This is a genomic window from Myxococcus xanthus (assembly GCF_013116825.1).
In the GTDB taxonomy this organism is placed as follows: domain Bacteria; phylum Myxococcota; class Myxococcia; order Myxococcales; family Myxococcaceae; genus Myxococcus; species Myxococcus xanthus_B.
This window is the reverse complement of record NZ_JABFNS010000118.1, coordinates 13,545-29,065: the sequence shown is the minus strand read 5'-3', so window position 1 is coordinate 29,065 and position 15,521 is coordinate 13,545. Positions and strand designations below refer to the sequence as shown.

Sequence of the window (15,521 nt, the reverse complement as noted above, 5' to 3'; positions counted from 1 at the left end):
CGCCACCCCACCCAGCTCCGGCCCGAAGGCATCCGCGGCCGTGGCGTGCAGTCCCAGCAGCGTGGCCAGACTGGACAGCGAGCCCAGCAGGACGCCCGCGGCCAGCCCCAACACCTGCGCCACCAGCAGCCCCACCGCCGAGCAGAACAGCGCCGACAACACCCAGCCTCGCTCCAGCGGCAGGCCCGCCGTCACGAGCGCCAGGCCCAGCACCTGCGTCACCACCGGCGCGCCGACGAGCAACACCAGCAGCATGCGCCGGACATAGACGGCCGTGGCCCGGCCTCCCTCGGCCTGCTCGCGACACAACGTCCCCAGCCGTGCGCCCGGAACGCGGATGCCCGCGGCTCGCAGCCGGTAGTGCAGGTCCACCGGCCGGAACAGGAGCAACAACAGTAATTTGAGCAGCCCTGGGACCTGCTCCGGTGCATCCACGGAGCTCGGCCGTGTTCCCCCCTGTGCCAAGAAATCCCCCTATTCTCGGGTTCTAGTCCTCCAGCCTACCCTTCCCCTGCCGGAGGATTTCAAGTGAATCGCCGATGAGTGAAATCACGGTCGACGGTTCATTGAGCGTCACGCCCCCATCCAGGATGAGGTCCAGGCCGTGACCCAGCGCTTCCTTGATATCCTTTGCGTCCGTGAGGGGCTCACCCTCCGTATTGGTCGCGGAGGTCGTCACCAGAGGGCGGCCCAGGGCTCGGGTCAGCTCGCGAACGAGCGCGGATTCCGGCACCCGGATGCCCACCTGCTTCTGCTTGGACATCATCAGGTCCGGCACCAGACGCGTCGCTTCCAGGATGAAGGTGAACGCACCCGGAGTGAGGCTCTTCATGGTCCGGTACGCGAAGTTGCTCACGTGCGCGTAGCGGGCCACGTCCGACAGGTCAGGGCAAAGAAAAGACAGGGGCTTCTTCTTGTCGCGTCCCTTGAGCTGGTACAGCCGCTCGATGCCCTTCTTGGAGCTCAAGTCGCAGCCAAGCCCGAAGTACGTGTCCGTCGGGTAGGCCAGCAGGCCGCCGCGCTCCAGCACCTCCACCGCTCGCTGGATGTGGCGGGGTGAAGGGTGCTCCGTGTCCACCTCGAGGATGGGTGCGGCCATGATGTCCTCCGTGCCTCCTGTGACTGCTGCTGAAGGTGTGGATGCCTGACAGCCTATGCCGTTCCCTGCGCGTCGTCCGCGCGGATCTCCCCGGAGGCCGCCAAGGCGCGCCGGGTGAGGACCGGCCCCACCAACTCGTGGGCGGTAATCATGGCGACGATGAGCACCTCCACCTGGGGGCCAAAGGTCGGAAAGGTCCTGGACACCAGGGCCGCCAGGCCAAACGTCACGCCCGCCTGGGAGATGAGTCCCATCCACAGGTAGCGCTTGAGCCGCGGGTCGTCCGCTGGGGCGAAGCGGCGGCAGGAGAACCAGATGGCCACGCCGCGCAGCGCGACCAGCAACATCGCCGCCGGCCCCACGGTCAGCAGGGAGTCCAACTTCAACCCCGCGCCCGCCGCGGCGAAGAAGAGCGCGAACACGGGCAGCCCCGCCTGCTGGATGGCGTTGTTGATGCGCTCGCCCGCGTGCTCGTCCAGGTTCGCGATGAGCGCCCCCGCCGCCAGCGCCACCAGCAGCGGGGACAGGTGCAGGCGCGTGCCCCCTTCCGCCGCGGCGAAACACAGGCCCACCAGGAACAGCGGCAGCTCCTGCTTCACGCCGCGCATGTAGACGAGCATGCCCACGGCCAGCACGAGCCCCACCGCCACCGAGCCGAACAGCTCCCACCCCACCCCGCCCAGCAGCTCCGTCACGTCCAGCCCGCCGCCGAAGCTCGCCTTCGTCAGGCCCGCGGCCAGCGCGAAGGCCACCATCACCAGCAGGTCGCCGATGATGACCAGCGCCATCAGGAACTCCGTGAAGGCGCCGCGCGCGCTCGTCTCCTGGACGATGGCGATGGTGACAGTGGGCGAGAATGACACCACCACCGTGGACAGCAGCGCGCTGACCGCCAGCGCCTGGGGCACCGTCATGTCCGCCAGGAAGGGCAGGAAGGGCTTGATCGCGAAGGTGGCCCCGAAGCACACCAGGAAGGTGACGCCGCACACGGCCGCGCACAGCAAGGCCACGCGCGCGCCCACGCGGCGGATGAGCCCCAGCCGGAGCTCCGTGCCGGCCACCAGCGCGATGAGGCTCACCGCCAGCCCCTTCACCAGCTCCAGCCCCTTCACGCCCGCGTTCGGGATGAAGCCCAGCGCATAGGGCCCCACCGCCACGCCCACCAGCAGGTAACCGGTGAGGCGAGGCAGCCCCAGGCCCTTGGCCACCTTCCCCGCGAACAGGCCGCACAACAGCAGCGCGCCCGCCGCCAGCATCACCGGTGTCCCCGAGTCCGCCCGGAGCACCTGGGCCCGGCTGATGATGGCCAGGAGCACCATCAACAGCAGCAGCCGGATGACCGCGCCCTTCATGCCGCCACCTTGTCGCTGTCAGCCGAGGTCTCGGAAATGCCGCGGGGCGGGTCCACCACGTACTGGAAGGCCTGGCCCGCCAGCAGCTCGTTCACCACCGCGCCCATCACCACCACGTCCAGCACGCGCCGCGACAGCCCTCCCGGCACGAGCATCCCGTACTCCGCCACCAGGCACAGCGCCAGGCCGCCCTGGGCGATCAGCGCGTAGCCCAGCCGGGGTGGCAGCACGAGCGTCTGCTGCACCAGCCGCCGCGCGAACCGGCCGCCCAGCATCTTCCCCAGGAAGCGCAGGCCCACGAAGGCGGGCATCAGCACCCACGCCCAGTAGTCCCGCGCATGCACCGCGCAGCCCACCAGGAACACGAGCACCAGGAACACGGGCCGCTCCACCCGGCCCAGCGCGCGCGCCACGCGCTCCGAGGTGCGGCCTCCCACCACCGCCAGCGTCGCCCCACACGCCACGCCCGCCAGCAAGGGCGACACCCGCAGGTACGCCGCCGCGCCGCTCACCAGCACCACGCCGCCCAGTGTCACCGTGGTCAGCTCCGCCAGGTCCTTCAACGAGTGCGTGAGGAAGGCCAGCAGCGCCCCACACATGACGCCCAGCAGCAAGGCCAGACACACCAGCCCCAGGCCTTCGCCGACGTTGCTGGCGGCGCCGATCATCAACGCCAGCGCCAGCACGCCCAGGCCCACCGCGTCATCCAGCATGGTGAGCAGCGCCACGCCCAGGCCGCGCGCCCGGTCCAGGCGCCCCGCGCGCCACGCGAGCACGGCCGAGTGCCCCGAAGACAGGCTGGCCGCCGCCCCCAGCATCGCCGCCGCGCCCACCGCGCCGAGCAGCCCCCGGGCGGACGTGAAGACGAGCGGCACCAGCAATGGCAGCGCGACGAAGAAGAAGGCCGTTCCGGAGTGTGCCAGCCCCGACAGGTAGACGGACCGCGGCAACAGGCGCAGCAGCCGGGGCTCCAGGTTCAGGCCCAGCAGCACGCCCGCGGTGCCCAACCCCAGCGCCATCACCGGGCGCATGGCCTCCAGGTGCCGCTCGGTGAGCACCCCCGCCACGGAAGGCCCCAGGAAGATGCCGAGCAGAACGAAGAGGAAGCCGCTGGCCGCCAGTCTCGCCAGCGCTGGAAAGCGCCCCGGGTCCAGCGCACGGCTGGAGGCGAGCAGCGACAGCGCCGCGATGGATAGGAAGACGAGCAGCGCTTGCACAGCCCGTGCTTATAACGACGGGACGCTTCCCGTCACGACCGGCGATGCGTGGGCGCGGAAATCACTGGCATGGCGACCAGTCGTCCCATGGGCGGCTCGTCCGCGTCCATCTCCAGTTGGACGCGCTGCACCAAGCGTTCCATCTCCTCGGCGGGCAGGCCTGGCAACAGGCTCACCAGGATGACGCGATCGTCATCGGCGCCCAACGCCAGACTGCGGAGCCCCGCGAACACGGGGACCTCGGCGGATAACGCCGCCGCCGCGCTCCGAGCCCGCACCACCAACGGCTCCGGGATACCGAACTCCCGGAGCCGGCGGATGGCCCGCTCGGTTCCTTCCAACTGTTCAAGGAACGTGATGACCAGGTACACGCGGCCCTCTTAGTCCGTCCGCGAGCCTGGCGCCACGCTCGCGGTGCTACTCGTTTTGACCCGGCCCCGCCGGCTCTCCGGAAGAAGGGGGGGTGGACGGCGCCGCACCCTCCTGGGGCGGAGCACCTGCCGCGCCCTCCTGCGCCGCCATGGCGGCCCGCGCGGCCCGCTTGCCCTCTTCGATGAGCTTCTTCACCTTCTGCCCACCCTTGCGGCCAATCTCCTCGTAGAAGTTCGGCCCTCGGGTGGCCTTCACCCGGTCGCCACCCTTCTTGCCGATCTCCTCGTAGAACTTGGCGCCGCGCTCGGCCTTCACCGTCTCGCCGCCCTTGCGGCCGATCTCCTCGTAGAAGGAGCGACCGCGCTCGGCCTTCACCGTGGCGCCGCCTTTGCGGCCGATCGTCTCGTAGAACTCGCGTCCGCGCTCGTTCCGGACCGTCTCGCCACCCTTCCGACCCGCTTCGGCCACCGTCATGCTGCCCTTGTTGTCCTTGTCCGACATTTCCCTATCTCCTCTCGTGACTACCCCAGCCCTCGCCTTGGTGCCCCTTGCTTGAAACCTTGGGACGGAAGCGCCCCGATGCAAGCAAGCTCCGTACACCGCCAGCCGTTCACGCCTGATACGCCACACGAAAACACCTGTGATTTCGTGGGCTTCGCAACGCCTGCCGAGCTTTCGGACCGGGCGGCGGGCTGCCCGGCCGGATGCTTTCATGTTGGAAACACCCCACTGCACATTGCGGATTCCCGAAACCACCTTCACTTTCAGGCCCACGGCGCGGCGGAAGTGGGCCGCGGGGGAGATACGGCGTGGCGCAGTCGGTGAAGACCTGGCTTCGGGTGTTGGCCCCGATGCTCGTCTCAATGGGGGGGCTTGTCGCACTCCGGCTGCTCGGACCGGACTTCGTCGACCAGCAGCGCCTCGCCAGCTGGTTGGAGCCCTTCGGGAAGTGGGCGCCCATTGCATACATCGGCTTCCTTGCCATCCGGCCCGTGACATTGCTTCCAGGTCAGCTGCTGACGGCCGTGGGCGGGATGATGTTTGGCACGCTCGCAGCGACCCTCTATTCACTAACGGGCGGCTTGCTGTCGGGCCTGCTGCTTTTCGCCGCGGCGCGCAAGCTGGGCACCGGGCTGATGAAGCGCCTGGCTGGCAGCAAGTATCCCGCACTGGTGCGGGCGGCGAGGCGGCATGACTTCCTCTTCGCCTTCACCGCCTGCATCAGTCCGTTGTGCCCCACCGACGTGATGCTGGCGGCTGCGGCGGCGAGCGGAGCGCGGCTGCTGCCCACGCTGGCCGGCGCCTTGATTGGCACCCTCCCTGGCACCTTCCTCACGGCGCAGCTCGGCAGTGGTCTGGCCCAGGGCCGCACGACGATGACGGCGGTCGCCGCCGCGGGCCTGGTGGTCTCACTGGTGCTCGGCGCCTACATCGGGCGGCGCTTCTACAAGGAGCTCAACGAAGACGCGCCGAAGCCACGCGCGGAGCCGCCGCCGCCCGCGCGACGCGCCATCGGCCATTCCAAAGCCACGGCCAAGCCCGCGGCGCTCTAGGCATGCATGGGAGGCTCCGGGAAGAGCTCCACGCGGCGCTGCACGCGCTCCCCGGGGCCCACGCCGGTGGGCAGCGAGACGGCCCGGGCCGTCTCCTCACCATGTCGCAGCCGCATCCGGATCACCTCCGGCGCGAAGTCCAACATGTCTCCCATGGGCCGTGTGGGCTCGATGACGGTGATGCGGCAGTACCGGTAGGGCACCCCATCCGGACGCCGCACGGTGAGCCCCGCCTCGTAGGCCTGACGGACGATGTCGTTGATGCGCACGAAGGCATCCACGTCATTGAGAAGGATTTCGTTGAGGGTGATGTCGGCCAGGCTGCGCGTGGCCACCTCCAGGAGATTGGCCGGCGGCTTCGCCCGTTCAATCTTGGAGGGTGAGCAGACGATGACGACGATTTCCGTCGGGCCGAACTCCAGAGCGTCCCCCAGGGGCGTGGCGTTGCGCAGTCCTCCGTCGACCAGGGCCGTCGCGCCCACCGGCTCCCAGAGGATGGGCAACGTCGAGCTCTGCCAGACGGCGTCCAGGAAGTCCCTCGAGTCGCTGGGCACCAGCTCGTAGTTGCCAGAGACCAGGGACACGCGCCCCACATGGGCGGGCACCCGAAAGCGGTGTCCGGCGAGGTGCCGCTGGATCAGCTCCCGCATGGGCGTGTTGTCGTACAGCCCCAGCTTGCGGAACAAGCCCACGCGCAGGGCCACGAGCGGCCACGGCAGCTTCCGGTAGAGGTCCGCTTCGCGGATGTTCAACCAGATGTCATTCAGCGCCCGGTAGGAATGCTGGGCCAGCAGCGCGGCGTTCAGGGCCCCCACGGACACGCCGAAGATGCGCTCCCAGCGGAAGCCGTGGACCTCCCGGAGGACGCGCTCGGCGCCGACCTGGAAGGCTCCCTTGGCCCCACCGCCGGACAGTACGAGCGTTGCGGGACGATCCTTCATGGCACGCCTCCTTGGGAAATGGACCTGGCGCAGATGGATAGGGGCGTGCCAGCGCGGCGGGAATCACCCCGGGGCGTGGGCCCCTGTCCACCGACTCTCGGGCCCCGGGGCACCTCGGACGGCAACTTCCATTCACCCCCGGCCGGAAGCCTCTCTAGGATGGGCGGATTCACTCCTCCGGAGCATCGATGATCCGCTTGCCTGGCTGTTGTGTGGTGGCGCTGCTGTTCGCGGTCCTGCCGTCCGCGGTGGTGGCCCAGCAGCTCACCGCTGACGCCGCCACCCATGACGCCCTGCGCGTCCTCAAGCAGGAGATGGAAGACGCGCTCAATACGCAGGACATCGACCGGCTGCTGAGCCACCTGCACCCGGACGTCTCCTTCACCACGATGAACAACGACGTGCGCGTGGGGAAGGAATCCATCCGCGCGTACTACGACGAGATGATGCGCGGGCCCAATCGCGTCGTGGACCGCATCCAGGCGAAGTTCGAGGTGGACGACTTGACCCGCCTTTACGGCGACACCGGCATCGCGCGCGGCTCGTCGCGGGACCGCTACGTCCTCACGGACGGCACGGACATGGTCATCGACGGCCGGTGGACCTGCACCCTGGTCCGGGAGGGCGACCGCTGGCGGATCGCCGCGTTCCACTACTCCACCAACGTCTTCGACAATCCCCTCCTCACGCGGGTGAAGCACCTCGCGCTCGCGGGAGCGACAGTCATTGGACTTGGCGCGCTCGTGGCGGGAGCGGCCATCGGCCGGAGGCTGCGGCGCCACAGCCCTGGGCCCGCCCCTCACGCGCCCTGAAGCCGGCGGGCCGTCACCTCGGACAAGAAGAGATGGCGCCGGGGAAGGCGCTTACGCCAGAAGGACTCGATGGAGCGGTGGAACAGGCGCAGCAACGCCAGCCCCGGACGGCCCTCCAGCGCCGCCAGCTGGCCGGCCGTCTCATCCAGCAACGCCCTGGCCCGGACGTGCTCCGCCGTCATCCACGCGCGGCCCGCCTCCGTCCCCAGCAGCGCGTCGATGTCCGTCGGGTCCGCGCCGTCGCCACGGACAACCGCCGCGACCTCTTCCGGCACGTTGTAGAGCCCCTGGGCGAGGTCCTCTCGCAGGTCCCGCATCACCGAGCACCAGCCGAAGGCCTCCATCAGCGAAGGCGCGTCCTCGGCTCGGACGCCCGCCCCGGCGACGTGCAGCATCAAGTCCACCGACAAGCAGAACGTGTCGCGTTGCTGCGCGCGAAGCGCCGCCTCGCTCCACCACTGTCCGGCCTTCACCCGCTCCCGGTCCTTGCGCATCGTCCGCACCAGCGCGAAGACCTGGGCGCGAGCCGCGTCGTCTCCCAACTGTTCGAGCAGCACGCGCCCCAGCGTGGCCGCCGTCCCCCGGGCCTCCCCTCGCCCGGACTCCAGCTCCAAGAGGAGCGCGTCCACCCAGTCGAGCGGCTCTCCGTCCACCGCGCGATCCCCGTCCAGCACGTCATCCACCAGTTGGAGGAAACAGAAGCCCACCCGCGCCACCCGTGCCTCGCGCCACCACCGGCTCACCGCATAGCGGTAGAGCACCAGGGCAATCAGCCCGTAACGCAGGTGACGCCGCGCGAAACGATAGGACTCCCGGGCGCACAAGGCTTCGACTCGCAGGGCCTCGAGGAACGCCGTGCGGCGCGCCCAGGGGGCCACCCACCGCCAGGTGCCCCAGGCCAGCAACGCCCCCGCGACCACATCCACCACGTGGTGCTCGTGGATGAGCAACGTCGACGCCGCGATGGCCAGCGCCCACAGGCCGAAGAAGATACGCCCCAGCGCCTCCGCCCGCTCCGCGTAGGCCAGGGCCGCCGTGCAGGCGAAGGCCACGTGGAGGGACGGCAGGTAGTTCCGCTCCAGGTTCAGCGTGTCCGCCAGTTGGAAGACGCCCGCCCAGGTCCCCTCCACGACGCGCGGCGGCCAGGCCACCTCCACCGGGAAGAGCAGGAAGCACACAGCCGCGAGCGCTGTCTCCACGCACAGCGCCAGCGCGAAGGGCACCATGTCCCGCCACGTCCGGAAGACGAAGAGGGACAGCAGGAGCAGCACGTCCATGCTGACGTAGACCAGCGCCCAGGACGGCATGAACGGGATGTGGCGCTCGAAGGACAGCTCCACCCGGAGGCCCCCGGAGTAGAAGCCCGTGAGCCAGCTCGCGCCGCCGTAGACCGCCACGAAGAACAGGGCGAAGCCCGTGGCCATGGCGGCCGTGAGGGCCAGCTCCTCCCTGCGTGGCCAGCCGAACAACGCGGGACGCGGGCTCATCGCTCCTCCACTGCGGCGGGCAGTGGCCGAGGGCCTCGCCACATGGACAGCCAGATGCGCAGGAAGGACGGTCGCGCCACCTCCGGGTCCACGTAGCGCCCCAGGTAGAGCCAGGGAACGTGCGGGTGCCGGTGATGGGCCCGGTGATAGTGGTAGTTGAGGAACAGCCACCGCACCGGAGCGGCCACGCGCAGGTCCCACGCACCGTCGCGGACATGCAGCGGTGACCACGCATGGTCCGCGTATTGGAGCGCGCTCCAGTTGACGGCGAAGGCCGCGTAGCAGAGCCCCCACCCCGTCGCTGACACATCCAGCGCCACCACGAGCCCTCCTTGAACACAGGCAGCCAGCAGCACCTCCGCGCGGATGGCACCTCCGGAAACGGCTTCCAGGCGTCCGAGGTACGCGTCCGCGCCCGTCTGCTCGCCGTACCGGGTGCCCGTGCCGCGCAGCCGGTGCAGCAATCCGGGAACGAGCGCGAAGACCGCCGCCCCCACCGGGACGAACAGCCAGTAGAGCCCGGTGAGGATGGAGTACCACTGGGCCCGCTTCAGGAGGCGGTTGTCTCCGGGCCGGAAGTAGTCGAACTGCTCCAGGTGCGTCCGGTTGTGGCGGTGGTGATTCAGGTGGAAGGCGCGCTGCATCGTGAAGGATGTGGGAAAGAACGCCGCGGCGACCCGGCCCAGCGTGTCGTTCATCCGCCGCACGGGGTGCAGCACGCCGTGCGTGGCCTCATGCAGCAGCGAGAACACGGTGTTGTTCACGAAGGAGAAGACGACCGCAGCCAGGAGCTGGACGGCGAGTCGTTCCGCGTGTGACGCCAGCCACAAGCATCCGGCACAGGCCGCCATGGCGCAGACCAGGAGCACGGCGTTGAGCGCGGCCGGAATCGGGGTTCCCTCGCCCTCACCCGCGGTCGTCATCGGGCGCCTCCGGCAGGCTGTCGGTGAAGTCGAGCACCTGGCGCAGCACCGGGTCCGCCGCCGCCCCCGCCCGGTTGAAACGCATCCCGTCGAGCACGGACAGGTCGCGCCGCAGGAACGACGTGAACAGCCACCGCGACACCTGGAGTGCCAGCCAGTCCACCCCTGGAACCCGGCTGCGGCGCGCGGCGAAGGCCAGCCGCACGAACAACCCCTCCTCGCGCTGATGAAGGCCCGCGAGCAGCGCGCTGCGCGTGCGCCCCAGGTCGCTCTCCACGGACAGGAGTGTTCCGCCGTGCAATGTGAGCGTGACACCGATGTGATCGCCGGACAGGAATTTCATCACCCGGTCACTGAGCCCGCTGCCCGTGACGCGGGACGTGTACCGCACGCGCAAGGTGAACGGGTCCGGGCGCTCCACCACCGGCGCGCCCCGCAGCTCACGATGGTGCACCGTGCGCAGGTGCTCCAGGTCGAAGGCATTGGCCACCACGGGCAGCCAGTCACAACGCACCGCGAAGGGAGCCGACGTGCCCCAGCGCAACGCCCCGCTGCCCACCTCCGGTGGAGGAAAGAGCACCACCGGGCCATTGAAGACCAGGATGGCGCCGTACCGCTCCACCACGGGGAAGGCCCGCTGTGCCGTCTTCCCTCGGCAGGCGCCACTGCCGTCGAACTGCCAGTGGTGGAGCGGACACCGCAGCGACTCCCCCACCACGGTGCCACCGCCCAGGTGCGCGCCCATGTGCGGACAATGGGCGGCGAGCGCGTGGACCGCGCCGCTCCGTCCCCGGAAGAGGACCAGCTCCCGTGTGCCCGTGCTCCAACGCATCACCTGCCCGGGCCGGAGCGCCTCGGAGGGGCACACGAGGTGCCACGCGCGCAGGCGGCCTGGCTCGGGGGGACGCACAGGCTCCAGCCGCGAGGCAATCTTCACCACCATGCTGGAAATCTAACGCAACGGATGATGGGGCTGAAGGGTGGACACCGAATGGTTCAGGACTTGCCACCGCCCCGAGGCAGCAGTGTCTCCACCATGCCCTTGAGCGACTGCTTCAGGATGCCGCCCGTGTCCACGTCGCCCTTCGCCAGCGCCTGGGCATAGTGCTTCGCCTGTTCGAAGGTGATGTGGGGCGGTAGCAGCGGGACGTCCGGGTCCACGTAGGCCTCGAAGACGACGGGCCGGCTGGCGCTCAGTGCCTCATCCCACGCGCGGCCCAGCGACTCCGGCCGGTCCACGCGAATGCCCAGGAAGCCCAGGGACTCCGCATAGGCCGCGTACGGGAAGTCCGGCAGGTCCTGCGACGCGGGCAGCTTCGGGTCGCCGGCCAGCACGCGCTGCTCCCACGTCACCATGTTGAGGTCCCGGTTGTTGAGGACCATGACGATGAAGCGCGGGTCCTTCCACTCCTTCCAATACTTGGCCACGGTGATGAGCTCCGCGTTGCCATTCATCTGCATGGCACCGTCGCCCACCAGCGCGATGACAGGCCGGTGCGGGAAGGCGAACTTGGCGCCGATGGCATAGGGCACGCCACAGCCCATGGTGGCCAGGTTCCCGGACAGCGACGCCATCATCCCCTTGCGAATCTTCAGGTACTGCGCGTACCAGCTCGTGCCCGACCCCGAATCCGCCGTCAGGATGACACCATCCGGCAGCCGGGGTGACAGCTCGGAGAACACGCGCCGGGGGTTGACGGGATTCGCGCGGTCCATCGCGAGCGCCTCCGCCGTCTTCTCCCACTGCCGCATGCTCTTCACCACGCTGTCGCGCCAGCTCCGGTCCGTCTTGTGCTCGAGCATGGGAATCAGCGCCTTCAGCGTCTCCTGACTGTCCCCCACCAGCGCCACCTCCATGGGGTAGCGGATGGCCAGCATCCGGCCATCGAGGTCGATTTGAACGCCCCGGGCCTGTCCCTCCTTCGGGAGGAACTCCGAGTACGGAAAGCTGGTGCCCACCATCAGCAACGTGTCGCAGTCCGACATCATGTCCCAGCTCGCCTTGGTGCCCAGCAGACCGATGGCGCCGGTGACATAGGGCAGGTCATCCGGCAGCACGGCCTTGCCCAGCAGGGCCTTCGCCACGCCCGCGCCCAGCAACTCCGCCACGTGCATCACCTCGTCCGCCGCGGCCTGCGCTCCGGCGCCTACCAGCATGGCCACCTTCTTCCCGGCGTTGAGCACATCCGCCGCCCGCCGCAAGTCCCGCTCGCGAGGCAGCACCCGCGGCACGCTGTAGCCCACGCTCGAATGGACCGTTCCGTGCGCGCGCGGAGGCTTTTGGTAGGCCTCTTCCTGGACGTCGTTGGGGATGATGACGCACGTCACGGTGCGCTCGTAGATGGCGACGCGCATCGCCCGGTCCACCGCGTGGCGGATGGCGGAGGGGCTGGTCACCATGGTGAGGTATTCGCTGGCCACGTCCTTGAAGAGGGACATCAGGTCCACCTCCTGCTGGAAGTTGCCGCCCAGCGCGGAGCGCGTCTGTTGTCCGACGATGGCCACCACCGGCTGGTGGTCCAGCTTGGCGTCATAGAGGCCATTGAGCAGGTGGATGGCCCCGGGCCCCGACGTGGCCAGGCACACGCCCGGCTCACCGGTGAACTTCGCGTGCGCACAGGCCATGAACGCGGACATCTCTTCATGGCGTGTCTGCACGAAGCGGAACTCCGACGTGCGCCCGAGCGCGCCGAGGATGCCGTTGATGCCGTCACCGGGATAGCCATAGATGCGGCGGACGCCCCACTGGGACAGACGGTGGAGCAGGTAATCGGAGACGGTGGCGCTCATGACGGCTCCTCGGGTTCGGGGACGCCATCAAGCTAGGCACCCGGGCCCCGCCGCCTGCGGCGGAGCTCTCATCCGCCCGTCCAGCGGCCGGGGCAGCGACCGGGCACTGGTCGACATTCCGGGGCCGGGTGACCGCGGGGAGTGTCCACCACTGACTCTCACGGGGAGCCTGCAAGGAAGAAGGATGGAGGCAGCACCCAGGCAATGGCCTGCTGCCTCCTGGTCATGGCTCTGTGTATCGCCTTCTTCGTTCCATTCATCGCCGCGGCTTTGGCCGTGCTGATCACCCGGCTGTTCAAGTCCTGGGCAGGCTGGGTGCTCGCCCTCTTTCCGGCGGGCCTGGCGGTGTGGTTCGGCGCGCAGGTTCCCGCTGGCGTCCAGGGGGAGGTGCCCTCGCTGACGCTGCCGTGGATGCCGGACCTGGGCATCGACTTCGCGCTGCGGCTGGACGGCCTGTCCCTGCTGATGGCGCTGCTCATCACCGGCCTGGGAACGCTCGTGGTCATCTACGCGGGGCGCTACCTGGTCCACCATGAGGTGCTGGGCCGCTTCTACGGATGGCTCCTGCTCTTCATGGGCGGGATGCTGGGCATCGTCCTCGCCGACAACACGCTCCTGCTCTTCGTCTGCTGGGAGGTGACGACCTTCAGCTCGTTCATCCTCATCGGCTTCGAGCACAAGGAAGACGCCGCCCGCGAATCCGCGCAGCGGGCCCTGCTCATCACCGCGCTGGGCGGACAGTCCCTGCTGGTGGGCCTGCTCCTGATGGGCGACGAGGTGGGCACGCTGTCCATCTCCGGCACCATCGCCACCTCAGACGCCGTGCGCGACAGCCCCCGCTACCTGGCCATCCTCCTGCTGGTGCTGGGCGGCGCCTTCACCAAATCAGCGCAGATGCCGTTCCACACCTGGCTGCCGGGCGCGATGACAGCGCCCACGCCCGTGAGTGCGTACCTCCACTCCGCCACCATGGTGAAGGCTGGCGTCTTCCTGCTGGCGCGGCTGTCGCCCGTCCTGGGAGGCACGCCTCCATGGGAGACCATCCTCACCCTCGTGGGCACGATGACGATGGTGCTGGGCGCCCTGCTGGCGCTGGGGCACACGGACCTCAAGCTGGTGCTCGCGTACGCGACGGTGAGTGTCCTGGGGGCCCTGGTCATGTTGCTGGGTCAGGGCACCGCGGCCTCCATCCAGGCCATGGTGACGTTCCTCACCGCGCACGCGCTCTACAAGGGCACGTTGTTCCTGGTGGCGGGGTCGGTGGACCACGAGACGGGCACGCGCGACGTGGCGCACCTGAGCGGCCTGCGCAAGCGCCTGCCGATGACGGCCGCGGCCTCCGCGGCCGCCTCCTTGTCGATGATGGGCCTGCCCCCGCTCTTCGGCTTCGTGGGCAAGGAGCTCATCTACGAGGCCTGCCTGGAGGGCCCGGGGGGCTGGCCCCTGGCGATGGGGGCCACGGTGGGCTTCGGCGGCATGGTGGCCGCGGCGCTGCGCGTGGGCGTGCAGCCCTTCGCGGGCAAGACGTTCCGCGCGAGCAAGCCGGAGTCGAAGGTCCACGAAGCGCCTCCCGCCATGTGGGTGGGGCCCGCGCTGCTCGGCGCGGCGGGGCTGGTGTTGGGCCTGGTGCCCTGGGCCATCCAGCCCCTGCTGGCCATGGCGTCGGTGGACATTGGCGGGAGCCAGGCGGGGGGGCTCAAGCTGACGCTGTGGCACGGCGTGACGCCCGCCCTGGGGCTGAGCGTGGGGAGCCTCGTCATCGGCGGGGGCCTCTTCGCGCTGCGCCAGCCGGTGCTGAAGGGCCTGCGCGCCCTGAACCTGTCCAACCACGGCCCGGAGCGCTTCTACCAGGCCTCCCTGAGCGGCCTGCTCAAGCTGTCCTCGTCGATGACGCGGGTGCTCCAGAACGGCTCGCTGCACCAGTACATCGTCGTCACCCTGGCCACGTTCGGCGGACTGCTGGCGCTGGCCGTCGTCCTGCGGCTGGGGGAATGGCCCCGGGGCGTGTCCAAATACGTGCTGTCTCATGAAGTGGTGGTCCTGGTGGGCATCCTGGCGGCGGCGGTGCTGGCCGTGGTGTCGCGCTCGGCGCTGACGTCCATCCTCGCGCTGGGCGCGCTGGGTCTGGCGGAGGCGCTGCTGTACGTGTTCTTCGGCGCGCCGGACCTGGCCATGACGCAGATCGTGGTGCAGACGCTCACCGTCATCCTGTTCGCGCTCGTCTTCTCGCGCTTCCCGGTGCATCCGCATGAGCACCGCTTCCGCTGGTGGACGGCGGCCCTGCCCCTGGCCGTGGGCGGGCTCATCACCTGGATCATCTTGCACGTGGCCTCCACGCCCTCGCACACGCGGCTGGCGGACTTCTACGCGACGCAGAGCGTCCCCGCCGGCAAGGGGCTGAACATCGTCAACGTCATCCTGGTGGACTTCCGGGCGTTCGACACCCTCGGAGAGGCCACCGTGCTGGCGACATCCGGACTGGGTGTCTATCTCCTGTTCCGCACGCGCTCGCAGCGAAAGAAGAGGCAGGTATGAACCCCGTGGTGATGCACACCGTGGCGCGGCTGATGGCCCCGGTGCTGCTGCTCGTGTCCCTGGTGCTGGCCGTGCGTGGCCATGACATCCCCGGTGGCGGCTTCGTCGGTGGACTGATGGCGGCCACGGCGTTCGCGTTGCTGATGGTGGCGTTTGGCCGGCCCGCGGCGCGCAAGCAATTGCGGGTACACCCCACCCGGCTGGCCGCGGCGGGCCTGCTGGTGGCGCTCTTCAGCGGCGTCCCTCCAATGATGCAAGGCCGGCCCTTCCTGTCTGGAATCTGGGCGCGCTTGCCCGTTCCGGGGACGGATGGCTTGAAGGTGGGCACCCCGCAGCTCTTCGACCTGGGCATCTACCTGGTCGTCCTGGGGACGGCCATGTCCTTCATCCTGGGCATGGCCCGGGGCGAGGACACCACGGCGCCGGAGATGGGGGGCTAG

Annotated in this window: 14 protein-coding genes and 1 pseudogene; 4 read left to right on the top strand and 11 right to left on the bottom strand. The window is 69.4% G+C overall.

All coding sequences use genetic code 11. The features are described 5' to 3' along the window. The 6 genes and pseudogenes from HNV26_RS28215 to HNV26_RS28190 all read right to left on the bottom strand — a co-directional run. Window positions 1–465, bottom strand: a pseudogene (locus tag HNV26_RS28215) (hypothetical protein); the annotation flags it as partial. A gap of 22 nt (window positions 466–487) precedes the next feature. After that, the gene (locus tag HNV26_RS28210; RefSeq protein ID WP_140862992.1) at window positions 488–1,099 is read right to left on the bottom strand and encodes an L-threonylcarbamoyladenylate synthase; all 612 of its coding nucleotides are present in this window, start codon (window positions 1,097–1,099) and stop codon (window positions 488–490) included. Window positions 1,100–1,152: 53 nt separating this feature from the next. Continuing rightward, the gene (locus HNV26_RS28205; protein ID WP_171452911.1) at window positions 1,153–2,451 is read right to left on the bottom strand and encodes a cation:proton antiporter; all 1,299 of its coding nucleotides are present in this window, start codon (window positions 2,449–2,451) and stop codon (window positions 1,153–1,155) included. Beyond that, window positions 2,448–3,668 (bottom strand): sodium:proton exchanger, encoded by a 1,221-nt coding sequence (locus HNV26_RS28200; protein WP_171444136.1) that lies wholly within the window; start codon window positions 3,666–3,668, stop codon window positions 2,448–2,450. The genes HNV26_RS28205 and HNV26_RS28200 overlap by 4 nt, the downstream gene beginning before the upstream one ends. A 32-nt stretch (window positions 3,669–3,700) precedes the next feature. Then, the gene (locus HNV26_RS28195) at window positions 3,701–4,039 is read right to left on the bottom strand and encodes a hypothetical protein (RefSeq protein WP_011553861.1); all 339 of its coding nucleotides are present in this window, start codon (window positions 4,037–4,039) and stop codon (window positions 3,701–3,703) included. A gap of 46 nt (window positions 4,040–4,085) precedes the next feature. Then, window positions 4,086–4,541 (bottom strand): general stress protein, encoded by a 456-nt coding sequence (locus HNV26_RS28190; RefSeq protein ID WP_090494461.1) that lies wholly within the window; start codon window positions 4,539–4,541, stop codon window positions 4,086–4,088. A gap of 308 nt (window positions 4,542–4,849) precedes the next feature. On the opposite strand from HNV26_RS28190, the gene HNV26_RS28185 reads away from it, so the two are divergent. Then, window positions 4,850–5,593, top strand: coding sequence for a TVP38/TMEM64 family protein (locus tag HNV26_RS28185; RefSeq protein WP_366817038.1), 744 nt, complete (start codon window positions 4,850–4,852; stop codon window positions 5,591–5,593). On the opposite strand, the gene HNV26_RS28180 is transcribed toward HNV26_RS28185, so the two are convergent. Then, complete coding sequence (locus HNV26_RS28180; protein WP_171444135.1) at window positions 5,590–6,534, bottom strand: patatin-like phospholipase family protein; 945 nt, start codon at window positions 6,532–6,534, stop codon at window positions 5,590–5,592. The genes HNV26_RS28185 and HNV26_RS28180 overlap by 4 nt on opposite strands. 188 nt (window positions 6,535–6,722) lie before the next feature. Here HNV26_RS28180 and HNV26_RS28175 point away from each other — a divergent pair, with 188 nt between their 5' ends. Further along, entirely contained in the window at window positions 6,723–7,346 is a 624-nt protein-coding gene (locus HNV26_RS28175; protein ID WP_171444134.1) for an SgcJ/EcaC family oxidoreductase, read from the top strand. On the opposite strand, the gene HNV26_RS28170 is transcribed toward HNV26_RS28175, so the two are convergent. The 4 genes from HNV26_RS28170 to HNV26_RS28155 are packed head-to-tail and all read right to left on the bottom strand — an operon-like array spanning window position 7,334 to window position 12,546. Further along, window positions 7,334–8,833 (bottom strand): phosphatase PAP2 family protein, encoded by a 1,500-nt coding sequence (locus HNV26_RS28170; RefSeq protein WP_171444133.1) that lies wholly within the window; start codon window positions 8,831–8,833, stop codon window positions 7,334–7,336. The two genes, HNV26_RS28175 and HNV26_RS28170, sit on opposite strands and share 13 nt — an antisense overlap. Next, window positions 8,830–9,756 (bottom strand): fatty acid desaturase, encoded by a 927-nt coding sequence (locus HNV26_RS28165; protein ID WP_171444132.1) that lies wholly within the window; start codon window positions 9,754–9,756, stop codon window positions 8,830–8,832. The genes HNV26_RS28170 and HNV26_RS28165 overlap by 4 nt, the downstream gene beginning before the upstream one ends. Continuing rightward, a complete protein-coding gene (locus HNV26_RS28160) occupies window positions 9,740–10,699 on the bottom strand; it encodes a Rieske 2Fe-2S domain-containing protein (RefSeq protein ID WP_171444131.1) in 960 nt (319 codons plus the stop codon). Before HNV26_RS28160 ends, HNV26_RS28165 begins: the two co-directional genes overlap by 17 nt. A 53-nt stretch (window positions 10,700–10,752) precedes the next feature. After that, window positions 10,753–12,546, bottom strand: a complete 1,794-nt coding sequence (locus HNV26_RS28155; protein WP_171444130.1) for a thiamine pyrophosphate-requiring protein — start codon at window positions 12,544–12,546, stop codon at window positions 10,753–10,755. A gap of 225 nt (window positions 12,547–12,771) precedes the next feature. On the opposite strand from HNV26_RS28155, the gene mbhE reads away from it, so the two are divergent. Then, window positions 12,772–15,081, top strand: a complete 2,310-nt coding sequence (gene mbhE, locus HNV26_RS28150; RefSeq protein ID WP_253817133.1) for a hydrogen gas-evolving membrane-bound hydrogenase subunit E — start codon at window positions 12,772–12,774, stop codon at window positions 15,079–15,081. Then, window positions 15,078–15,521, top strand: a complete 444-nt coding sequence (locus tag HNV26_RS28145) for a Na+/H+ antiporter subunit B (protein ID WP_171444128.1) — start codon at window positions 15,078–15,080, stop codon at window positions 15,519–15,521. The genes mbhE and HNV26_RS28145 overlap by 4 nt, the downstream gene beginning before the upstream one ends.